Source organism: Streptomyces sp. NPDC127068 (assembly GCF_042724695.1).
Classification (GTDB): Bacteria; Actinomycetota; Actinomycetes; order Streptomycetales; family Streptomycetaceae; genus Streptomyces.
This window is the reverse complement of the sequence record NZ_JBHXEN010000040.1, coordinates 17,117-32,929: the sequence shown is the minus strand read 5'-3', so window position 1 is coordinate 32,929 and position 15,813 is coordinate 17,117. Positions and strand designations below refer to the sequence as shown.

The 15,813-nt window shown below is 68.8% G+C and carries 13 protein-coding genes and 4 pseudogenes; 9 read left to right on the top strand and 8 right to left on the bottom strand.

Annotated features, from left to right (window positions below; translation table 11 throughout):
• Positions 1 to 21: 21 nt before the first annotated feature.
• From ACFWIA_RS24015 to ACFWIA_RS23995, 5 genes are all read right to left on the bottom strand, one after another.
• Positions 22 to 591 (bottom strand): GNAT family N-acetyltransferase, encoded by a 570-nt coding sequence (locus ACFWIA_RS24015; protein ID WP_387008349.1) that lies wholly within the window; start codon positions 589 to 591, stop codon positions 22 to 24.
• Positions 588 to 1,586, bottom strand: a complete 999-nt coding sequence (locus tag ACFWIA_RS24010) for an NAD-dependent epimerase/dehydratase family protein (protein ID WP_387008347.1) — start codon at positions 1,584 to 1,586, stop codon at positions 588 to 590. The genes ACFWIA_RS24015 and ACFWIA_RS24010 overlap by 4 nt, the downstream gene beginning before the upstream one ends.
• Positions 1,587 to 1,591: 5 nt before the next feature.
• Complete coding sequence (locus tag ACFWIA_RS24005; RefSeq protein WP_387008345.1) at positions 1,592 to 3,697, bottom strand: PfkB family carbohydrate kinase; 2,106 nt, start codon at positions 3,695 to 3,697, stop codon at positions 1,592 to 1,594.
• A complete protein-coding gene (locus tag ACFWIA_RS24000) occupies positions 3,694 to 4,101 on the bottom strand; it encodes a VOC family protein (protein ID WP_387008416.1) in 408 nt (135 codons plus the stop codon). Before ACFWIA_RS24000 ends, ACFWIA_RS24005 begins: the two co-directional genes overlap by 4 nt.
• 440 nt (positions 4,102 to 4,541) lie before the next feature.
• Positions 4,542 to 5,795: a PucR family transcriptional regulator gene (locus tag ACFWIA_RS23995; protein ID WP_387008343.1), complete on the bottom strand. Its 1,254-nt coding sequence runs from the start codon at positions 5,793 to 5,795 to the stop codon at positions 4,542 to 4,544.
• A gap of 518 nt (positions 5,796 to 6,313) precedes the next feature.
• Here ACFWIA_RS23995 and ACFWIA_RS23990 point away from each other — a divergent pair.
• The 5 genes and pseudogenes from ACFWIA_RS23990 to ACFWIA_RS23970 all read left to right on the top strand — a co-directional run.
• A pseudogene (locus tag ACFWIA_RS23990) lies at positions 6,314 to 6,514 on the top strand (transposase); the annotation flags it as partial.
• Between the two features lie 27 nt (positions 6,515 to 6,541).
• A complete protein-coding gene (locus ACFWIA_RS23985) occupies positions 6,542 to 7,054 on the top strand; it encodes a transposase (RefSeq protein ID WP_387008341.1) in 513 nt (170 codons plus the stop codon).
• 295 nt (positions 7,055 to 7,349) lie between these two features.
• Positions 7,350 to 7,472: pseudogene (locus tag ACFWIA_RS23980) on the top strand (hypothetical protein); the annotation flags it as partial.
• Positions 7,473 to 7,499: 27 nt separating this feature from the next.
• Positions 7,500 to 7,805 carry a hypothetical protein gene (locus ACFWIA_RS23975; protein WP_387008339.1) on the top strand — a complete coding sequence of 102 codons (306 nt, stop codon included), beginning with the start codon at positions 7,500 to 7,502 and terminating at the stop codon, positions 7,803 to 7,805.
• 696 nt (positions 7,806 to 8,501) lie between these two features.
• On the top strand, positions 8,502 to 8,876 hold the full coding sequence (locus ACFWIA_RS23970; RefSeq protein ID WP_387008337.1) for a nuclear transport factor 2 family protein: 375 nt from the start codon (positions 8,502 to 8,504) through the stop codon (positions 8,874 to 8,876).
• On the opposite strand, the pseudogene ACFWIA_RS23965 reads toward ACFWIA_RS23970, so the two are convergent.
• Positions 8,839 to 9,492, bottom strand: a pseudogene (locus ACFWIA_RS23965) (transposase); the annotation flags it as partial. The gene ACFWIA_RS23970 and the pseudogene ACFWIA_RS23965 overlap by 38 nt on opposite strands.
• A gap of 62 nt (positions 9,493 to 9,554) precedes the next feature.
• On the opposite strand from ACFWIA_RS23965, the pseudogene ACFWIA_RS23960 reads away from it, so the two are divergent.
• Positions 9,555 to 9,701, top strand: a pseudogene (locus ACFWIA_RS23960) (HNH endonuclease); the annotation flags it as partial.
• 14 nt (positions 9,702 to 9,715) lie between these two features.
• Here the strand turns inward: ACFWIA_RS23960 and ACFWIA_RS23955 are convergent.
• Positions 9,716 to 10,525: a TIGR02452 family protein gene (locus ACFWIA_RS23955; RefSeq protein ID WP_387008335.1), complete on the bottom strand. Its 810-nt coding sequence runs from the start codon at positions 10,523 to 10,525 to the stop codon at positions 9,716 to 9,718.
• Positions 10,526 to 11,160: 635 nt separating this feature from the next.
• Here ACFWIA_RS23955 and ACFWIA_RS23950 point away from each other — a divergent pair.
• The 3 genes from ACFWIA_RS23950 (at position 11,161) to ACFWIA_RS23940 (ending at position 14,080) form a co-directional block, all read left to right on the top strand.
• Complete coding sequence (locus ACFWIA_RS23950) at positions 11,161 to 11,820, top strand: winged helix-turn-helix transcriptional regulator (protein WP_387008333.1); 660 nt, start codon at positions 11,161 to 11,163, stop codon at positions 11,818 to 11,820.
• A 219-nt stretch (positions 11,821 to 12,039) separates the two neighbouring features.
• The gene (locus ACFWIA_RS23945; RefSeq protein WP_387008331.1) at positions 12,040 to 12,477 is read left to right on the top strand and encodes a winged helix-turn-helix domain-containing protein; all 438 of its coding nucleotides are present in this window, start codon (positions 12,040 to 12,042) and stop codon (positions 12,475 to 12,477) included.
• Between the two features lie 433 nt (positions 12,478 to 12,910).
• On the top strand, positions 12,911 to 14,080 hold the full coding sequence (locus tag ACFWIA_RS23940; RefSeq protein WP_387008329.1) for a hypothetical protein: 1,170 nt from the start codon (positions 12,911 to 12,913) through the stop codon (positions 14,078 to 14,080).
• 79 nt (positions 14,081 to 14,159) lie between these two features.
• On the opposite strand, the gene ACFWIA_RS23935 is transcribed toward ACFWIA_RS23940, so the two are convergent.
• The gene (locus ACFWIA_RS23935; protein WP_387008327.1) at positions 14,160 to 15,755 is read right to left on the bottom strand and encodes a (2,3-dihydroxybenzoyl)adenylate synthase; all 1,596 of its coding nucleotides are present in this window, start codon (positions 15,753 to 15,755) and stop codon (positions 14,160 to 14,162) included.
• Positions 15,756 to 15,813: the final 58 nt, after the last annotated feature.

Genomic DNA, 15,813 nt, shown 5'->3' with positions numbered 1-15,813 from the left:
AGGCATTTGCGCCCTTCTTGGTCAGTGTCCGTCGGCTTCCGGCGGGGCACTCAAGCGGCTCAGGAGCCGGGGGCTGGCGAGCCGGTCCAGGTACTCGGGCTCGTTCCGCGCGCGCTCGATGCCGGGGCGAAGATCCAGGAGGTAGCGCACCGAGCCCACGTCCTTGCAGCCGACTCCCATTTTCTTCGCCAAGCGGTCGTAGAGTTTCCGCGCGGGAGTGTTATCGGGTTCGGTCTCGCCTTCGGCGTACTCGTAGCCCCGCCGCATCGCCTCCACGAACGCCGCGGCCACTAGAATCGCTCCAATGCCTCGGAAACCACGGAGGGGCTCGGTTACGTACACGTCGTGCACGTACGCCACATTGTCCGCGAACTGGAGGTTCGGAATGGGATCGACCATCACGCATCCCACAGCGACGCCCTCTTCGATCGCGATGATCTGGAAACTCGCATCATTTCCGACGACACCCTCGAAGAAGGCGCGGGTGATGGCGAGGTCGACCTCTCTTCCGCAGGCGCGCTGATGCTCGACGATCAGGGGGATGAGTAGATCCAGTTGATCCCTGCCCACCACGACCGTGTCAATACTCACTTGATCTCCATGCTCGCGGCGACCGCGCTTTCAGCGTGTTTTCCTGTGTTCTCGAAATGCAGGTACAACTCATGGGCGGCGTTGCGCAGGTCGTCCAGACCCGGACGGGGCCGTGCCGGGAGCGCTCTGTCCAGAGCGGACATGTCGGCGCAGGTCCAGTACTGATACCGGCCGATGTGGGGGTTCGGGACCAACCGCACGTTCAGTGGTGTCTCCGCGAAGTCCGAACACCAGTGGAGCAACTCGGCGAAGCTGACCGCATGGCCCGATCCGAGGTTGTAGATGCCGGAGGGCGCCGCGGGATCAGCCATCAGGACGCACGTCCGCGCGACCGTGGCGACGGGAACGTAGTCCCGGCACGCCTCCAACGTGTCGGCGAAGACCGTGAGCGGTTCCTGCCGCGCGGTGGCGAGGAGGAGCTGGCCGATGATGGAGGCCATCGACTCCTTGTGCAGTTCCCCGGTGCCGAAGACGTTGGTGAACCGCAGGCCCGCCCATCCCGGTCCTCCGTGGATGCCGGACCGCGTGGTCATGTGCGTGTCGAACAAGGTCTTCGACTGGGCGTAGGCGTTCAGCGGGCCGGAGCACGCGGGGGAGCCCAGTGCGGTCTCCGGCAGTGCCCGCCGACCGGTGATCCCACCGTAGACGCTGAACGAGGACGCGTAGACGAACCGCGTGCCGCTTCGCTCGCAGCGCTCCGCCAGTGCCGCGGGTCCGGTGACGTTCGTTCGCTCCAGCGCCTGCCAGTCCTCCTCGACGGTGCTGCTGATCGCGCCGAGGTGCACCACCGCGGTGAACTGGCCTGCGGCCACCGCCTGAAGAATCGCGGGGTCGTCGAACGAACCGGTGTGGAAGGCGGTGTCCCGGCGGAGGTCGCAGGGCGGCGTGGCGAGGTCTACCGCGGTGACCTGGTATCCGGCTTCCAGACAGGCCCGCGCCACGTGTCGGCCGATGAACCCGGCAGCTCCCGTGACCAGCACGCTCCGCTGACTCATGCCGGTCACCGGGTCCGCGCCGACTCGATCAGCGACGACGTCGACCAGCCGGCGACGAACGGTACGACCACGGTTCGTCCGCCCAGCGAACCGACCAGCTTGCTCTCGGGAATCCCTATCCCCGAGTAGTCGCCGCCCTTGACCCAGATCGAGGGTCGCAGCGCGCGTATGGCCTCGTCGGGCGTGTCCTCGTCGAACACCAGCACGCTGTCCACGGAAGCGAGTGCTTCGAGCACGAGAGAGCGCTGCGCCGCCGGTACGACGGGGCGCGACGGGCCTTTCAGCCGGGACATCGAGTCGTCGCTGTTCAGACAGACGATCAGGCAGTCACCCAGTTGGCGTGCCTGTTCGAGCAGCCGGATGTGCCCGACGTGCAAGAGGTCGAAGCACCCGCCCGCGGCAACCACGGTGCCGCCCCTGGCCCGGACCGCCTCGGCGAGCTCGACGGCCCCGCGCACTGCCGCCGTGCGCCCGGCCCCCGAGGGCCCGGTCGTCGGTGAGCCGTTGTCGGGCCGGTGGGCCAAGGACCTGGGGCCACCCGCCGCGACGTACTCCGACGCCGCCCGCACCGCCGATGCCACTGCCTCGCTGGGCAACTGACCGCAGGCCAGCATGGCGGCGAGGTGACCGGCGAAGAAGTCGCCGGCACCGCAGGCGTCGGCCTTCCCTCCCGCGGCAGCCTTCGCGGGCACGACCAGCGGCGGCAGATCCGCGTCGGAGAGCAGGACGGCCCCGTGCTCCTGCCGGGTGAGCACCACCTGGACCGGCCCCCACACGCGCCCTACCGCGCGTGCCGCCTCGACGTCGTCCGACAACGCGCCGCTGCCCGGTCGGGAGGCGATGACTCGGGCTTCCCGGCTGTTCGGCGTCACGACGGCGGTATGGGCGACCGGAACCGCGCCGCGCGGATGCGGGTCCCAGACCAGCGGAGAGCGCCGAGCGGCCTCAGCGAGGAGGTCACGCAGGCCGGTGTGCGCGGTGACGCCTCGACCGTAGTCGGACACCAGGACGCCGTCGGCAGCCGTCAGTACGCGCCGTGCCGCGGGTAACGCTGTGTCGCTCTCCCGCCCGATCGGTGGGCAGACATCGTGCTCGTCCAGCATCATCAGGGTGCGCGCGGCGGCGCGTATCCGCGTCTTCACCGCAGTCGGGCCGTCCAGCCCGAGATCGACCACCTCGACTCGCGCTTCGTCCAGCAGCGTGCGCAGTTGGTCGCCCACCGCGTCCTCTCCCAACGCGGTGACGAGGGTGACCGCGTGGTCCTGTCTCGCGCTCATGACGGCCGCCAGTGCGGCACCGCCGGGGCGCATGCGCGTGGTGCCACCGCTCACGACCAGGGCCGGTTCATCGGAGGCGACCCGCTCCACCCGGCCGGTGTGGTCGCGGTCGAGGAACGCATCGCCGACCACCACCAGGTTCGTGCGGACTCCGGGTGCCGCAGCCGGTCGGCCCTCCTCGACCGGCTCCGATGGCGAGGAGGCGGCCAACGAAGAGAGCGGCGCGGACGGGTGGGAACCCACGGCGTCTGCGGCGGTGGAGCCCTTGGCGGCGATGGCGTCGTCCATGGCCGCGCACATCAGGTGGATCACCACGAGGTGGCATTCCTGCGCCGTGGATGTCGCCTGTGCCGTCACGGTCACCGCTTCGTCCACCAGCGTGACCAGTGGATTGGGCGCGGGTCCCGTCAGCGCCCACGTCACCGCGCCGACCTCGCGTGCGGCCTCCGCGGCACGCAGCAGGTTGGCACTGCGGCCGGAGCCGGACATGAGCAGCACGATGTCGCCCGGCCGCGCGTGTGCCCGGACTTGCCGGGCGAAGACCTGCTCGTAGCCGTAGTCGTTGCTGATCGCGGTGACTGAGGATGTCTCGGCATGCAGCGCCAACGCGGATATCGGCGGGCGTTCCGTCTGGAACCGGCCCACCAACTCGGCTGTCAGGTGCTGGGCCTGCGCCGCGGACCCGCCGTTGCCGGCCACCAGCAGACGCTGACCGTTGCCGGCCAGTTCGGCCAGCCGTGATCCCCAGTCCGAGACCCGGGACACATCGAGCCCTCGCAGGGAAGAAATGAGCCGGTTCAGGTAATCCGTAGTGGTCGTAATCCCGGCCGTCATACCGATTCTCCTCCTATCGGGCGTCCTAGGAAGTCGTTGAGTTCAATAGTGTGACCATCGGGGTCGGCCACGAATGCCACCGTCTCTTGATGGATTCGATATGGCTCGGTGATGACCCGGTATCCGAGTGCGCGAATATGTTCCACCAACACCGGAACATCGGCGACGCGAAACGCGATGTGCTGAGTAGGGTGCGGGTTCGGCGCAAGATCTCGTTCCTGCCAGAGTTCTACACCTGCTGGCCTGCCGTCCGGCGCCATCTGTGAAATGACCCGGTCGGTCAGATCGTAGCGCACGACGCCGGTGAGCCCGAGTGCGTCGAAATAAAACCGTTCGGCGATGTCAATGTCCACTACATCCAGCCTGATGTGGTCTAAGGCAGTGACCGAGGTAGCTGCGCGCACACGGCCCTGCGATTCGCTGCCCAAAATGATTCTCCTTGAGAAGTGACATCGTTTCCGCCACGTGGTACGGCCGCATCCGCTTTTGGGGAAGGGTCGGGAGCCGACTGATCCGGGCACGGTGACTTGAATACAAGGTTCGCCGCTGCGGTCTTTCCGGTCAATGTGAAGAGGCACTGTCCTGCTCCGCCGCCGGTGTGCTTTTCACAACGTCGTCCGGGTCCATCGTCGAAGACGATCCAGGCGCCGAATTCGGATGGTCGGCGCCCGCTTGGCCGACCGGCAGGGTGCCGCCACCGAACCCGACCGGGCGCTGTCGCCCTCCGGGTCCGACGGTCGCGCCACCGTCGTCGACGGCCGCGCGCTCAAGGGCTCGGCCCGTCGCGCACCGCGACGCGCCGGAAGCCGCTCGCCGCGGTCGCTCACGGCACCTCGGTACGAGGTCAGCGACCTCTCTGCCGGGAGGCCGCGAGCGCCGTCCCCCGGCGGGCGGGGTCGGCCGCCGCGGGCTTCTGCCTGAGTGCGTAGAGCGCGAGGCAGAGTTCGGCGACGTCCTTCGGATCGGCGGGGGAACGGCCGGTGTGCTTGCGGATGCGGCGCAGGCGCAGGCGCACGGTATTGGGGTGGCAGTACATGCGTTTGGCGGTTTCCTCGACGGAGCCGCCGCAGTCGATCCAGGTCTCCAGCGCGTCTATCAACACCTTGCGCTCCGCCTGCGGCAGCTCGTCCAGAGGGCCGAAGACGTGGCCGGCCAGACGCTGGCCGATCTCGGGTACCGCCGCTGCGGCGACCGCCACCAGGTGGTCGTCGAACACGGTCACCGAACGTCCGCCCGGGCCCCTGCTCTGCATCGCGGCCCTGGCGCACCACCGGTGAGCACCGGTGAGGTACAGGTCCTCGTAGACCGGGCTGAGGCCGGCCCGGCGGGTCACGGCGCCCTCCAGTAGTTCGGCGAGTTCCTCAAGCTGCCCGGGCCGGCCGAGCTGGATGATGCCGACCTGGGCGTCCGCCTGAAGGTGCCAGACCGAGTGGAACCCGGACCGCCGCAGCGCCTCCTCGGTCCGCGCGAGGGCGGGAGGGCCGGCCGAAGGCAGCTCCGCCACCAGTACCGCGAACCATCCGTACCGCGGCATGCGCAGCACATCCAAGGTCGCCTGCAACATGCCGAGATCAAGGCTTCGATTGGTCAGCAGGGCGTCCAGCAAAGCCGAATGCTCCTGCGCGGCTGTCCGTATCCGCGCGGTAGCGGCCGCGCGGTAGCCGGACACCGCGGACTCGATCATGATGTCCTGGAAGCGCCAGATCGAGGACGCCGCCGCGACCAGGCCCTTGTCGTCCACCAGGCCGGTAGCCTCGGCCTCGGCTATCAGCAGTTCCCAGATATGACGGAAGCCCATGCGGTAGCCGGTCACCACGACGGCCTCCGGCATGTCCTTCTGGGCGAGCCTGCGCCCGGTACTGGCGCCGATGGTGGTGTACAGCGGAGCCTCACCGGCTAACGCTCGCAGCACATTGCGCAATTCGGCGCGGCAGGAAGCGTGCAGATCCTCCAACGGAAGGCGATGCTCGCCAGCTGCCGAATCGATCAGCTCGGCCAGGGAGTCGCCGAGGTCGTCGACCCGCTCCAGCATGCCTGTGACGATCTTTGCAAGACCGTCGTCAACGGCCGCATCATCGCTGGCAAATGCGTCTGCCATGCGCACATTCCTTTCTTGGGTCTACGATAGAACATAGTGTTCCCCACACGGCCGGATCTCGGGGTCGTCCCGGCTCGCGCTCGGAGTTCTCGAACACGCCTAACTGTCACCGGGATACGAAACGAGATTCGGAATGCAAAACGAGACCGAATCCCGGCACCACGAAGCCATCGGCCGACGCGCCCGTAATTGATGGCTCGCCGGTGTCTTCGAGGGCCTGCGCACATGGAATGGAGCTGTTCAACCCGATGCCATCGAAGCCCCGTTCATCGTGGAGACTCCCGTCGGGGCCAGGGAACCCAAGCCGATGCGAGAGGAATCGGGCCCACCTGGCAGTACATGCTTCATCAGAGGTTCCTTGTTATGCGGCTGCCGGGCCCAGCTGCTGGAGAGGACCGACACCCGTGATGACGACCAGAACGCAGCCGGGGTTCCGTTGCTTCGCAGTGAACCGCCCGGGTCGGGCTCGCCACCGCCGAGCGGAACACCTGGCCTGGCTGCGCGAGCGCGGGCTTGTCGCGCGCATCGCACGGCCCGGCATCGAGTCCGGCGAACGCCTCGGCCGGCACCGCTGGAAGATCGAGCGGTCGATCGCCTGGCTCTTCGGCTACCGCCGCCTCACCGTCCGATACGAACGAAAGGGCTCGCACGTCCTTGCCGTCCTCGGTCTCGCCGCCACCCTGACCTGCTACAAGAAGCTCGCGAAACGCACCACGTGAGACACCCTCTCGCTGGGCGTTTCGTTTATGAAATGTCCTGTCTGCGCCACCCGGCCGGCGCCCACCTTCGGCTGGAAGGCGGCATCAGCAGTCGCGGACGGCACCACGGACCAGGATGTGGTCGGCGGGGTCGACGCCCATGCCGACACCATTCACGTCGCGGTCATCAGCGACAACGGAGGCCACCTCGCGGACGCCGAGTTCGCTACCACCGCCGCCGGATACGCCGCGGCCCTGGCCTTCGTGAACGCCCACGGCCAAGTGAGGGCGATCGGCGTGGAAGGCACCGCCTCCTACGGGGCAGGCTTCACCCGCGCCGCCCGCTCAGCGGGCCTGGACGTCGTGGAGGTCAACCGGCCCGACCGGGCTGAACGCCGCCGCATCGGCAAGTCCGACCCCATCGACGCCTACGCCGCCGCCTGCGCCGGACTGTCCGGACGGGCCTCCAGCGCACCCAAGGGCGACACCGTCACCGGCATACGCGCTTTGCACAACGCCGCCCGCTCCACCGTCAAGGCCCGCACCGCCGCCCTCAACTAGATCACCCACATCCTCGTCACCGCACCCGCGAGCATCCGCGCCAAGTTCGGGCAGCTCAAGGGCGCCGACCGGACCGACGCCCTGGCCCGGCTGCGACCGGCCGGGGACGCGGTCCACACAGCGGTCCTCACCTCACTGAAGAGCCTCGCCCGGCGCGTCAAGCAACTCACCGTCGAACACCAGACCCTGACCCGGGCCCTCGACAGCGAGGTCACCGCCCACAACCCCGGCCTGCGGGCCGCCTACGGCGTCGGCCCCGACACCGCCGCCCAACTGCTGGTCACAGCCGGAGGCAATCCCGAACGCCTGCGGACCGAGGCGTCCTTCGCCGCCCTCTGCGGCCGCCCCCGTCCCCGCCTCCAGCGGCCGCACGAGGCGGCACCGCCTCTCACGAGGCGGCGACCGGGCCGCCAACGCCGCCCTCTACCGCATCGCTCTGGTCCGCATGTCCAGCGATCCCCGTACCCGCGACTACGTGGCACGACTGACCGCCGCCGGCCGAACCAAGAAGGAGATCATCCGGCTGCTGAAACGGGCCATCGCCCGGGAGATCTTCCGCTGTCTGACCACCACGGTCACCATCCCAGGCATTGCAGACCTGCGACCCCTGCGGCAGTCGAAGAACATCACCCTCACCGCAGCGGCCCGCCACTTCGGAGTCTGGCCCGCCACGATCTCCACCCTCGAACGCGGAATCCGCCGAGACGACAACCTCGCCAACACCTACCGCGACTGGCTCACCGCCGCTTGACACCCAATAGGAGCATCAGTCCGCCGGTCAATCCGCCTTCTCCACCCTGCAGGGACCAGAGATGCCAGAGCACGCCTCGTCGCCAGGACGGTGATCCTGGGGACCAGTTGGGGACCACGCGGTCTAGCGGCGCCTTCCGGGGACGGGCTGGGCGGCCAGGCTGGGGTGCGCGGACGGGGTTGAGGTGGGCCGTGAGGCAGCGCCGGTATCGGTGATGTGGGACATGTCGGGGTGGAGGTAGCGCTGGGTGGTGGGCTGGGAGCCGTGTCCGGCGATCTTGCGGAGGACGTGGGCGGGGGGTGTCGAGTTCGTCTTCGGTCTGTTTGTACTGGCGCTGCCAGCCGGTGACCCGGGCCGGGTTGACCGTGATCAGCCCGTCCCGGACCGCCTGCTCCATCACGCGGACGAGGACGGCCGGGCTGTTCTTGACGGTTGAGTGGCTCTGTTCGTCGGCGATCCAGCCGTGGACGGTGCGGTCGACAGCGCCGTTGCTGATCATCCGTACGGGGAAGTGCCCGAGCGCCGGGACCACCCGGCGAGGTACGGATCGAGCGTCTTCAGCTCCAGACCGCGCGGGGCCAGGTTCATCGTTGCGGTCCCGTACGCGGCTAGTGCTGTGACCGGGATGGTTCACCGTGGTCGGGAGACGGCTCACGAGACGAGCGCGGTCCGCGAGGCGAGTGGTATGACTGGTGCATGCAGGAAGAGACCGCGCGGTCCGCGATCGACACGTTCATCTCCGCGTTCAACGCCTCGGACGACAGCTATGTGACTGTGCTGCTCTCCCAGGCCCTCACCTCGGACGTGGTCTTCTGGGGACCGTTGGGCCGCAGTGAGGGGATCGAAGCGGTCGAGCGGTTCGTGCTGGACATCCGGCGCCACCCCGCGGGGACCGGCACGATGGTGCGCTGTTCGGCGGTGGACATGCCGGACGAGTGGGCCCGGTACCAGTGGGTCTTCACGACGCCGGATGGAGGCCCCCGCCTGGCGGGAACGGACGTCGTCCATCTGCGGCAGAGCCTCATCGACCAGGTCATCGTCTTCGCGGGGGACATCGAGCCGTCCGCCTGATGCCCTTCTCGCTTCGGATGCGGGCGTGTTCCTTGCGTTCGGCGGCCGGGACGTCGCGGTGGCGGGCGTTGGCGTTGCGCCAGCGTAGATAGGCGTGCAGGGCTCGTGTCTGCACTGCCTCAGCGGTCCGAAGTGGGCCTCGATGGGGTTGGCCCAAGAGGCGTAGGTCGGGGTGAAGCACAGCTCGACCTTGTGCTTTGTAGCCCAGTGGCGGATGTCGGTGCCTTTGTGGGCGGACAGGTTGTCCAGGATCACGTAGATGGGGGCGCCGTCGGGCCGGGCGGCGGGGATCGACTTGAGTGCGGCCAGCGTGTTCGCGGCACCTTTCTTGCGGCAGGCGACGCCCCACAACATGTCGTCGCCGACCGAGTAGCAGCCGTGGAAGTACCGGACTCCATGGGTGCGGTGGTAGGTGGCCGGCAACAGGTCGGAGTGCTTCCGTTCGGCTGCGGTGGGTCGGGAGTGGGCTGAACTCGTCGAACGCGAAGACCCGGTCGGGGAAACGGTCCAGGACGTGCTCGATCCGGTCCAGCTTCGCCTCGCGGTCGGGGTCGGTGGATTCCTTCCAGGTCTTGGTGCGCTGGAAGGTGACTCCACGGCGGACGAGTAGGCCCCCCTGTGCTGGAGCGCCGGTCTACTGGATTGCCTGACGTGGCGTGCGCGTATGGGGGGGGAGACATGGTTGATGCTCGGTTACTGGGCAAGTCTCATGGGCTTGATGAGCCGTATCCGCTGATGGGGCACTTGCTGGACACTGCGATGGTCGCGGGGGTCGAGAACCTGCTGTGTCTCTGTCCGAACTGCCACGTCCTCTTCGATTCGGGTGATGCGGAACGTCGTCAGCCGGCGAACCTGGCCCGGAAGGCGGTGCGGTTGGGGGAGTCGGCCGAGCGGTCCCAGACGGCGAAGGTGATTCGGGCGAACGGGGCGCCGTGGGTGTGCAGGGCTTTGGCGAACGCGTCCGCCACCTCGGCCGGGTCGTTGCCGAAGACGCCGCAGCCCCAGGCGCCGAGGACGAGTTCGCGCACGCCGTGGTGGGCGGCCACGCCGAGGACGCGGCGGGCGCGTTCGGTGAGAGTGTCCCTGAGGTCGGGCTTCTCGCCCGTCGAATGCCGCGTCAGTTGGCCGGCGTTGGGAGCGGGGGAGGTCAGGAAGGAGACCTGGTACGTCTGGTCGAGCAGGGTGTGGGAACCGTCGCGGATCACCGGTACGTGTGGGGAGAAGATCACCCGGTGGCTGTAGTTGAGGTCGGCGGATGCCCGATGGGCCGCGTAGTAGTCGGGGGCTTCGAGTAGGCACGAGTAGAGGAGGGCTGTGCGGCACAGGTCTTCCTCCTGTGCCTTGGCGCCGCGCAGGTAACCGCCGCCGGGGTTCCGGGCTGAGGCGAAGTTGAGGACGGCGAGGTGTTCGACGCTTTCGTCGGTGAGGCGGCGGGCGGCGCGCAGGCTGTCCTCGTCGGTCACCTCGGCCCGGCCGGTGAAGGGTCCGGTGGGCGCCGGAGCGAAGGCGGGGGAGTGGGAGACGGTCCCGGAGCGGGCGGCGGCGAGAGCAGGGGCTATGGAGACCCGGGCGCCGGTGGAGGTGGTGTAGGTGCCGGTGGTCGCCACGCGTTCGTTCTCGGTGGCGAGGTTTCTCAGACGGTTGCTCATGAGGGGCGATGGTAGCGAGGAATTATTGTCAGAGTGACTATTTTTGAGGGTGCGCAAGGCGGGACCGGCCCAGCCCGTGAGGTTGCGGCTTCGCAGACCACGGCGAGGGGGTGCGCGCCCAAAGCGATTGAAGCGCATTCACCGTTGCCGTCGATCGCGTCTGCGGCGACGGTGGGCGTTGCCCGAGGAAGGCGACACCCTGTTCCGGTGCGGGGCATCCCCTGCGGTCCCCCTGCCGGACCCCTCGGCGTCCTTCGTCGCCTGCTCCACCAGCTCGGGATGGATCAGCACGTCGCCCGCGGCGACGGTGAACGAACGCCCATCTGGCTTGCAGGTCCTCACAAGGGCGTTGGACGTGTCGGTGGGTCATCCCGGAACCGAAGCCCAGCTCCTGGGGCGACCACCCGAACCGAAAGCCACATGATCAAAAACTTCTGTGAGCGCGAACCTGAATCGCTTCGGATCAATAGGCCCCAGTCCCAGTCCCATTCTCATACCCGGCAGCTCTTTCCCCGAGTGCCTGCGTTGTTTTTCTGCTGGGTTCCTGAGATCAGTGTGGTGCTGTAACGGAAAGCCTGGCAAAATTCACGGCCGGATCGTTCCACTGGAAAGCACGACATTCAGAGGGAGAGGAAATGAAGGCCCGGATCAAGGACTGCCCACTGGCGGCGACCGTCGAGCACATCGGGGACTGGTGGACACTGGAACTGCTACACGACGCTTTCGACGGACTCACCCGTCCCGAGGAGTTCCGGGCCAGTCTGGGCACCCCGCCCGACGTACTGGCAGCCCGGCTCGACACCCTCGTGCGGCAGGGGCTCATGACCCGCCGCCCCTGCCCGGGGCAGGACCAGCGGCCCCGCCCGAACGACCCCGACCTCGGCCGGTCGGCGCCCCGGACACAGGAGCCGGACGAGTACCTGCTGACCGGGCCCGGACGCGCACTGCGGCCGTTGCTGCTGGCCATGGCCGCCTGGGTGAACGAGCGGCTGCCACCGCAGGATCGCAGCATGATCCTGGTCGACGCGCGCACCGGCCGCGAGGTCGAACCCGTCGTCGTCGACCGGGCCACCGGTCTGCGCGTCGACACCGCGCACCACGTCTTCACCGCTGGGCCCGCCGCGAGCGCACCCCTGCGGGCCCGCTACTCCGGCCGGCGTGCCGGCGGGGCGTCCCGTCGACAGGACACCGGGCACGAGGCGGCCGGACCACCGCCGCCGCCCGCCCCCTCCTCCGACGCGTCGTCAGATGCCCCGTCAGAAGTCTTGGACACCGTGCCGGAAGAGACCGGCTAATTCGCCGGCGATGGTCATACGCCGAACGCGGTCCGGTTGCCCCGAACACTTCTTGTCCGGGATTGGCGCGCTTGCTAGTGTTCCGTGGCCGTGATCGGAGACCTGCCCTGGGGAGCTTTGGTGTTCAGGAACTCCAACAGTAGTGTCAGATTCGTGCGCTGGCCTGTACAGGCGAACTTACGTGACTACTGTAAAAGAGAGGGAATTCCCTGTCTGCTCGTGGTGGAGGGCGGCGCGGAACCCCCGCTCTGTAGCGATCCGCACGAGGACTGGGTACGCGCGCCGATATCCCGTATCGACCTGGATGCCCGGGTCGCCGCCCTGCGGCACCGCGCGACCAGCCGCCGGACCCCTGTCCTGGACGCCTCGGGCACGCTCTACTACGACACCCGGTCCGTGAGCATCTCCACCACCCAGACCGAACTGATGGCCCTGTTCGTCGAGCGCTTCGAAGCCGTCGTCCACCGCGACGAACTGCGTCGGCGGCTGGCGGGCGCCGCGGAGTGCAGCCCCACCCGCAACTCCCTGGACCTGCACATCATGCGGCTGCGCCGCCGCCTCGACCCGGTCCACCTCTCCATCCGCACCGCCTGGGGCAAGGGATATCTGCTGGAACCCCAGGACCGGTCGGTCCAACCGGAACGTACCTGCGTCTAGTGCTCTGACCGCATCGGTTCGCCGGGTTGGACGTCATGGCGGTTGGACGTGCAGAGACGTCTGATCCGACCGCTGGAGGCGCGGTGGCCGAGCCTGTCCGTGTGCGCAGACTGACCGACCAGGAAGGGCAGAAACAGTGATCGCCCAACTGGTGCAGGCCGACGAGGGCACCGTCCGAGAACGCGCCCGCATCCGCAGCGAGAAAGGCATCCGCCGGGGCGGACGGCCTCTCAAGAGCGCAGCTTGATCCAACCTGGCGGACGTCCTGTCCGGCCGCATCACTAGAGTTTCGGCCATGAGTGACGACGTTCACATGACCGCTTCGGCATCGGGGGCGGAAGGGTGGTGGACGGACCTGCGATGGCTGGTGAACGCTGATCCGGAGCGGGTTGTGGGGTTGCTTGCTTCCGATGCGGATTCCGATGCGCGACTGATGGCTGCGGTTTACCGGGCGTCGGTGGACGTACACCGGGACGTGACACCGTGGGTGCGGCGGCAGCTGCTGGCCCTGGACGCGGCTCGGTACGGGGACCGGGAGTTGTCGGCACGGATTGCCACCGTGTCGGTGGAGGACGTCGAAGCCGAGCCATGGCGGGTGCTGTGGTCCACCGGCGCGCAGAGTGACCCGCACTTCCAGATGAACCCGTCCGGTCACACCGGCGGTCTTGACACGGTAGTGACGACCTTCGCGGACGGCCGCCCCGTCGTGGTCACCGGCAGCGGGGACCAGACGGTCCGGGTGCGGGACCTTGAGACCGGCCAGCCGGTCGGCGGACCCATGAGCGACCTCAACGGCAGAGTGTGGGCGGTGGCGACGGAGGTCGTGGACGGTCGGCCGTACATCGTCACGGCCAGTGACTGGGCGGTACTCGCGTGGGACCTGGCCACCCGACAACAGACGGGCGAGCTGCCGGGGATCAACGGTGAGGTGTGGTGTCTGGGCACGGCTGTCGTCCAGGGGCGACCGTGTGCGCTCGCCAGCGACGACGACGTGTCCGTGCGGGTCTGGGACCTGGCCAGTGGGGAACAGGTCGGCGAACTCACCGGGCACGACGACTTCTTGATGGCCATCGACACGCTGGTGATCGATGACAGGCCCCATGCGGTGGGCTGTACGAGCGGCGGCACGGTCTGGCATTGGGACCTGACCACCGGACAATCGGTCGGGGAACCCCTGCCGGGCCACGACGGCGAGGCGTGGGCGGTCGCGACAGCGGTCGTCGGCAGCCGAGCCCACGCGATCACGGCAGGGCACGACGCCACCGTGCGCGTGTGGGACCTGGTCATGGGACGGGAAGTCAGCAGGCTGGTCGGCCACGAAGGCACCGTGTCCGCGGTGGTGACCGCGGTGATCGGTGGAGAACTCAGGGTCGTCACCGGTGGTTCGGATGGAACGGTGCGCCTGTGGGAGCTGGCGGCCGGGCGGCAGATCGGCCGGGAGCTGGTGTTCCCCGCGCCAGACCATGCGCTGACCGTGACCCCGGAAGGCTCGCTCGTGGTGGGCTTCGGCGGCGACGTCGCGGCCCTGTCCCCGCATGCCGACCCTGGCCCTACCAGAAGACTGCCGACTGCGGGCACTGCGGCTGTCTGGAGGACCCGCTGACGGCGAACCGGAGCATCCTGGAGTTCCTCGCCGCGGGCCGGGCCGGCGCGCCCCGATGACCGCCGCCGCCCGCCCCGGATCAGCCCCGGGCCACCGACGCCCGCAGCGCACCCTTGTCGACCTTGCCGACCGCCGTGTGCGGGAACGCGTCCATCACCACGATCCGGTCCGGCACCTTGTACGTGGCGAGCCCCGAACCGCGCAGGAACGCCTTCAGCGCCGGGGCCCGCAGCTCCTCCCCCTGCCCCACGACGAACGCATAACAACGCTCCCCGAGTACGGGGTCCGCGACCCCGACGACCGCCGCGTCCCGTATCCCCGGATGCGCCAGCAGATGCCGCTCGACCTCCTCCGCCGGGACCTTGTCCCCGACCCGGTTGATGACGTCCTTGATCCGGCCCGTGATCACGATGTTGCCGTCGGCGCGCCGCACCGCCAGGTCCCCCGTCCGGAAGAACCCGTCGTCGGTGAACGCCCGCGCGTTCTGCTCCGGGGCCCGGTAGTAGCCGCGGATCGTGTACGGACCGCGCACCAGCAACTCGCCCTCCCGCCCCGGCGGCAGTTCCTCGTCCGCGGGTCCCGCTATCCGCACCTCGTCCGCGTCGGCCAGCGGACGGCCCTCGGTGTGCAGGATCACCTCGTCCGCGTCCGTGACCCTGGTGTACGTCAGCAACCCCTCGCCGACCCCGAACCACTGGCTGAGACGGCAGTCCAGCACCTTCCGAGCCCGCTCGGCCTCCGCCGGGTTGAACTTCGAACTGCCCACCTGGAGCAGCACGTCCGGCAGCCGAGCCCCGCTCTTCAGCGCCGCCTCCACCCACATCCGCACCAGCGGCGGCACGAGGGTGGTGAAGGTGACCCCCTCCCGTCGCACCAGGGCGAACGCCTCGTCCGGCCGCAGCCCCCCGGCCATCACCGCCCGGCCGCCCACCAGCAGGGTGCCCAGCACACCGGGACAGCCGAGCGCCGCGTTGTGCGCCACCGGGTTCACCGCCAGATACACACTGCCGGCGTCCACTCCCAGCGCCCGCGCGCAGGCCAGCATGTTGTACGCGTAGTCGTCGTGGGTCCGGGGGATCAGCTTCGGCAGGCCCGTCGTCCCGCCCGACAGCAGGAACAACGCGGGCTCCGACGGATCGACCCGCGGCAGATCCGCGGACCCCGCGCGCAGCGAGTCCAGCGCCGTGAACTCCGCCGCGTCACCGTCCACCACCACATGCCGCACACCCGGCACCGCGGCGAGCACCTCCCGAGCCAGCTCCCGGTGGTCGAAGCCCCCGTGGACGTCCTTCACCACGTACGCGACCGCCCCCGAGTGTCCGCACAGATGCGTGATCTCGCTCTTGCGGTGACCCGGCAGCGCCAGTACCGGTATCGCCCCCACGTGCAGCAGCGCCAGGACCACCACCACGAACTCCGGGGTGTTGGGCAACTGCACCACCACCCGGTCCAGCGGGCCGATACCCAGCGCCAGCAGCCCGCCCGCCGTCTCCAGCGACGCCGAACCGAGTTCCCCGTACGTCACCCGGCGCTCCCCGTGCACCACTGCCACCCGATCGGCGTGGGCCGCGCAGGACTCCGCGAGGAGTTCACCGAGCGGCCGACCCGACCAGTACCCCGCACGGCGGTACTCCTCGGACAGTTCGGCGGGCCAGGGCACGCAGCCATCAAGCATGATTCCACTCCCGTTCGGTGGAGGACGCACACCCGACCGGGCAGGTCGGCTGCCGTGA

Bases quoted from the DNA above. Each gene is read 5' to 3' on its own strand.
- ACFWIA_RS23995 (WP_387008343.1), bottom strand. From the start codon at position 5,795: ATGGCAGACGCATTTGCCAGCGATGATGCGGCCGTTGACGACGGTCTT.
- ACFWIA_RS23950 (WP_387008333.1), top strand. From the start codon at position 11,161: ATGAAGGCCCGGATCAAGGACTGCCCACTGGCGGCGACCGTCGAGCAC.
- ACFWIA_RS24005 (WP_387008345.1), bottom strand. From the start codon at position 3,697: ATGACGGCCGGGATTACGACCACTACGGATTACCTGAACCGGCTCATT.
- ACFWIA_RS23955 (WP_387008335.1), bottom strand. From the start codon at position 10,525: ATGAGCAACCGTCTGAGAAACCTCGCCACCGAGAACGAACGCGTGGCG.
- ACFWIA_RS24010 (WP_387008347.1), bottom strand. From the start codon at position 1,586: ATGAGTCAGCGGAGCGTGCTGGTCACGGGAGCTGCCGGGTTCATCGGC.
- ACFWIA_RS23985 (WP_387008341.1), top strand. From the start codon at position 6,542: ATGAAATGTCCTGTCTGCGCCACCCGGCCGGCGCCCACCTTCGGCTGG.
- ACFWIA_RS23940 (WP_387008329.1), top strand. From the start codon at position 12,911: ATGGCTGCGGTTTACCGGGCGTCGGTGGACGTACACCGGGACGTGACA.
- ACFWIA_RS23970 (WP_387008337.1), top strand. From the start codon at position 8,502: ATGCAGGAAGAGACCGCGCGGTCCGCGATCGACACGTTCATCTCCGCG.
- ACFWIA_RS23935 (WP_387008327.1), bottom strand. From the start codon at position 15,755: ATGCTTGATGGCTGCGTGCCCTGGCCCGCCGAACTGTCCGAGGAGTAC.
- ACFWIA_RS23975 (WP_387008339.1), top strand. From the start codon at position 7,500: ATGTCCAGCGATCCCCGTACCCGCGACTACGTGGCACGACTGACCGCC.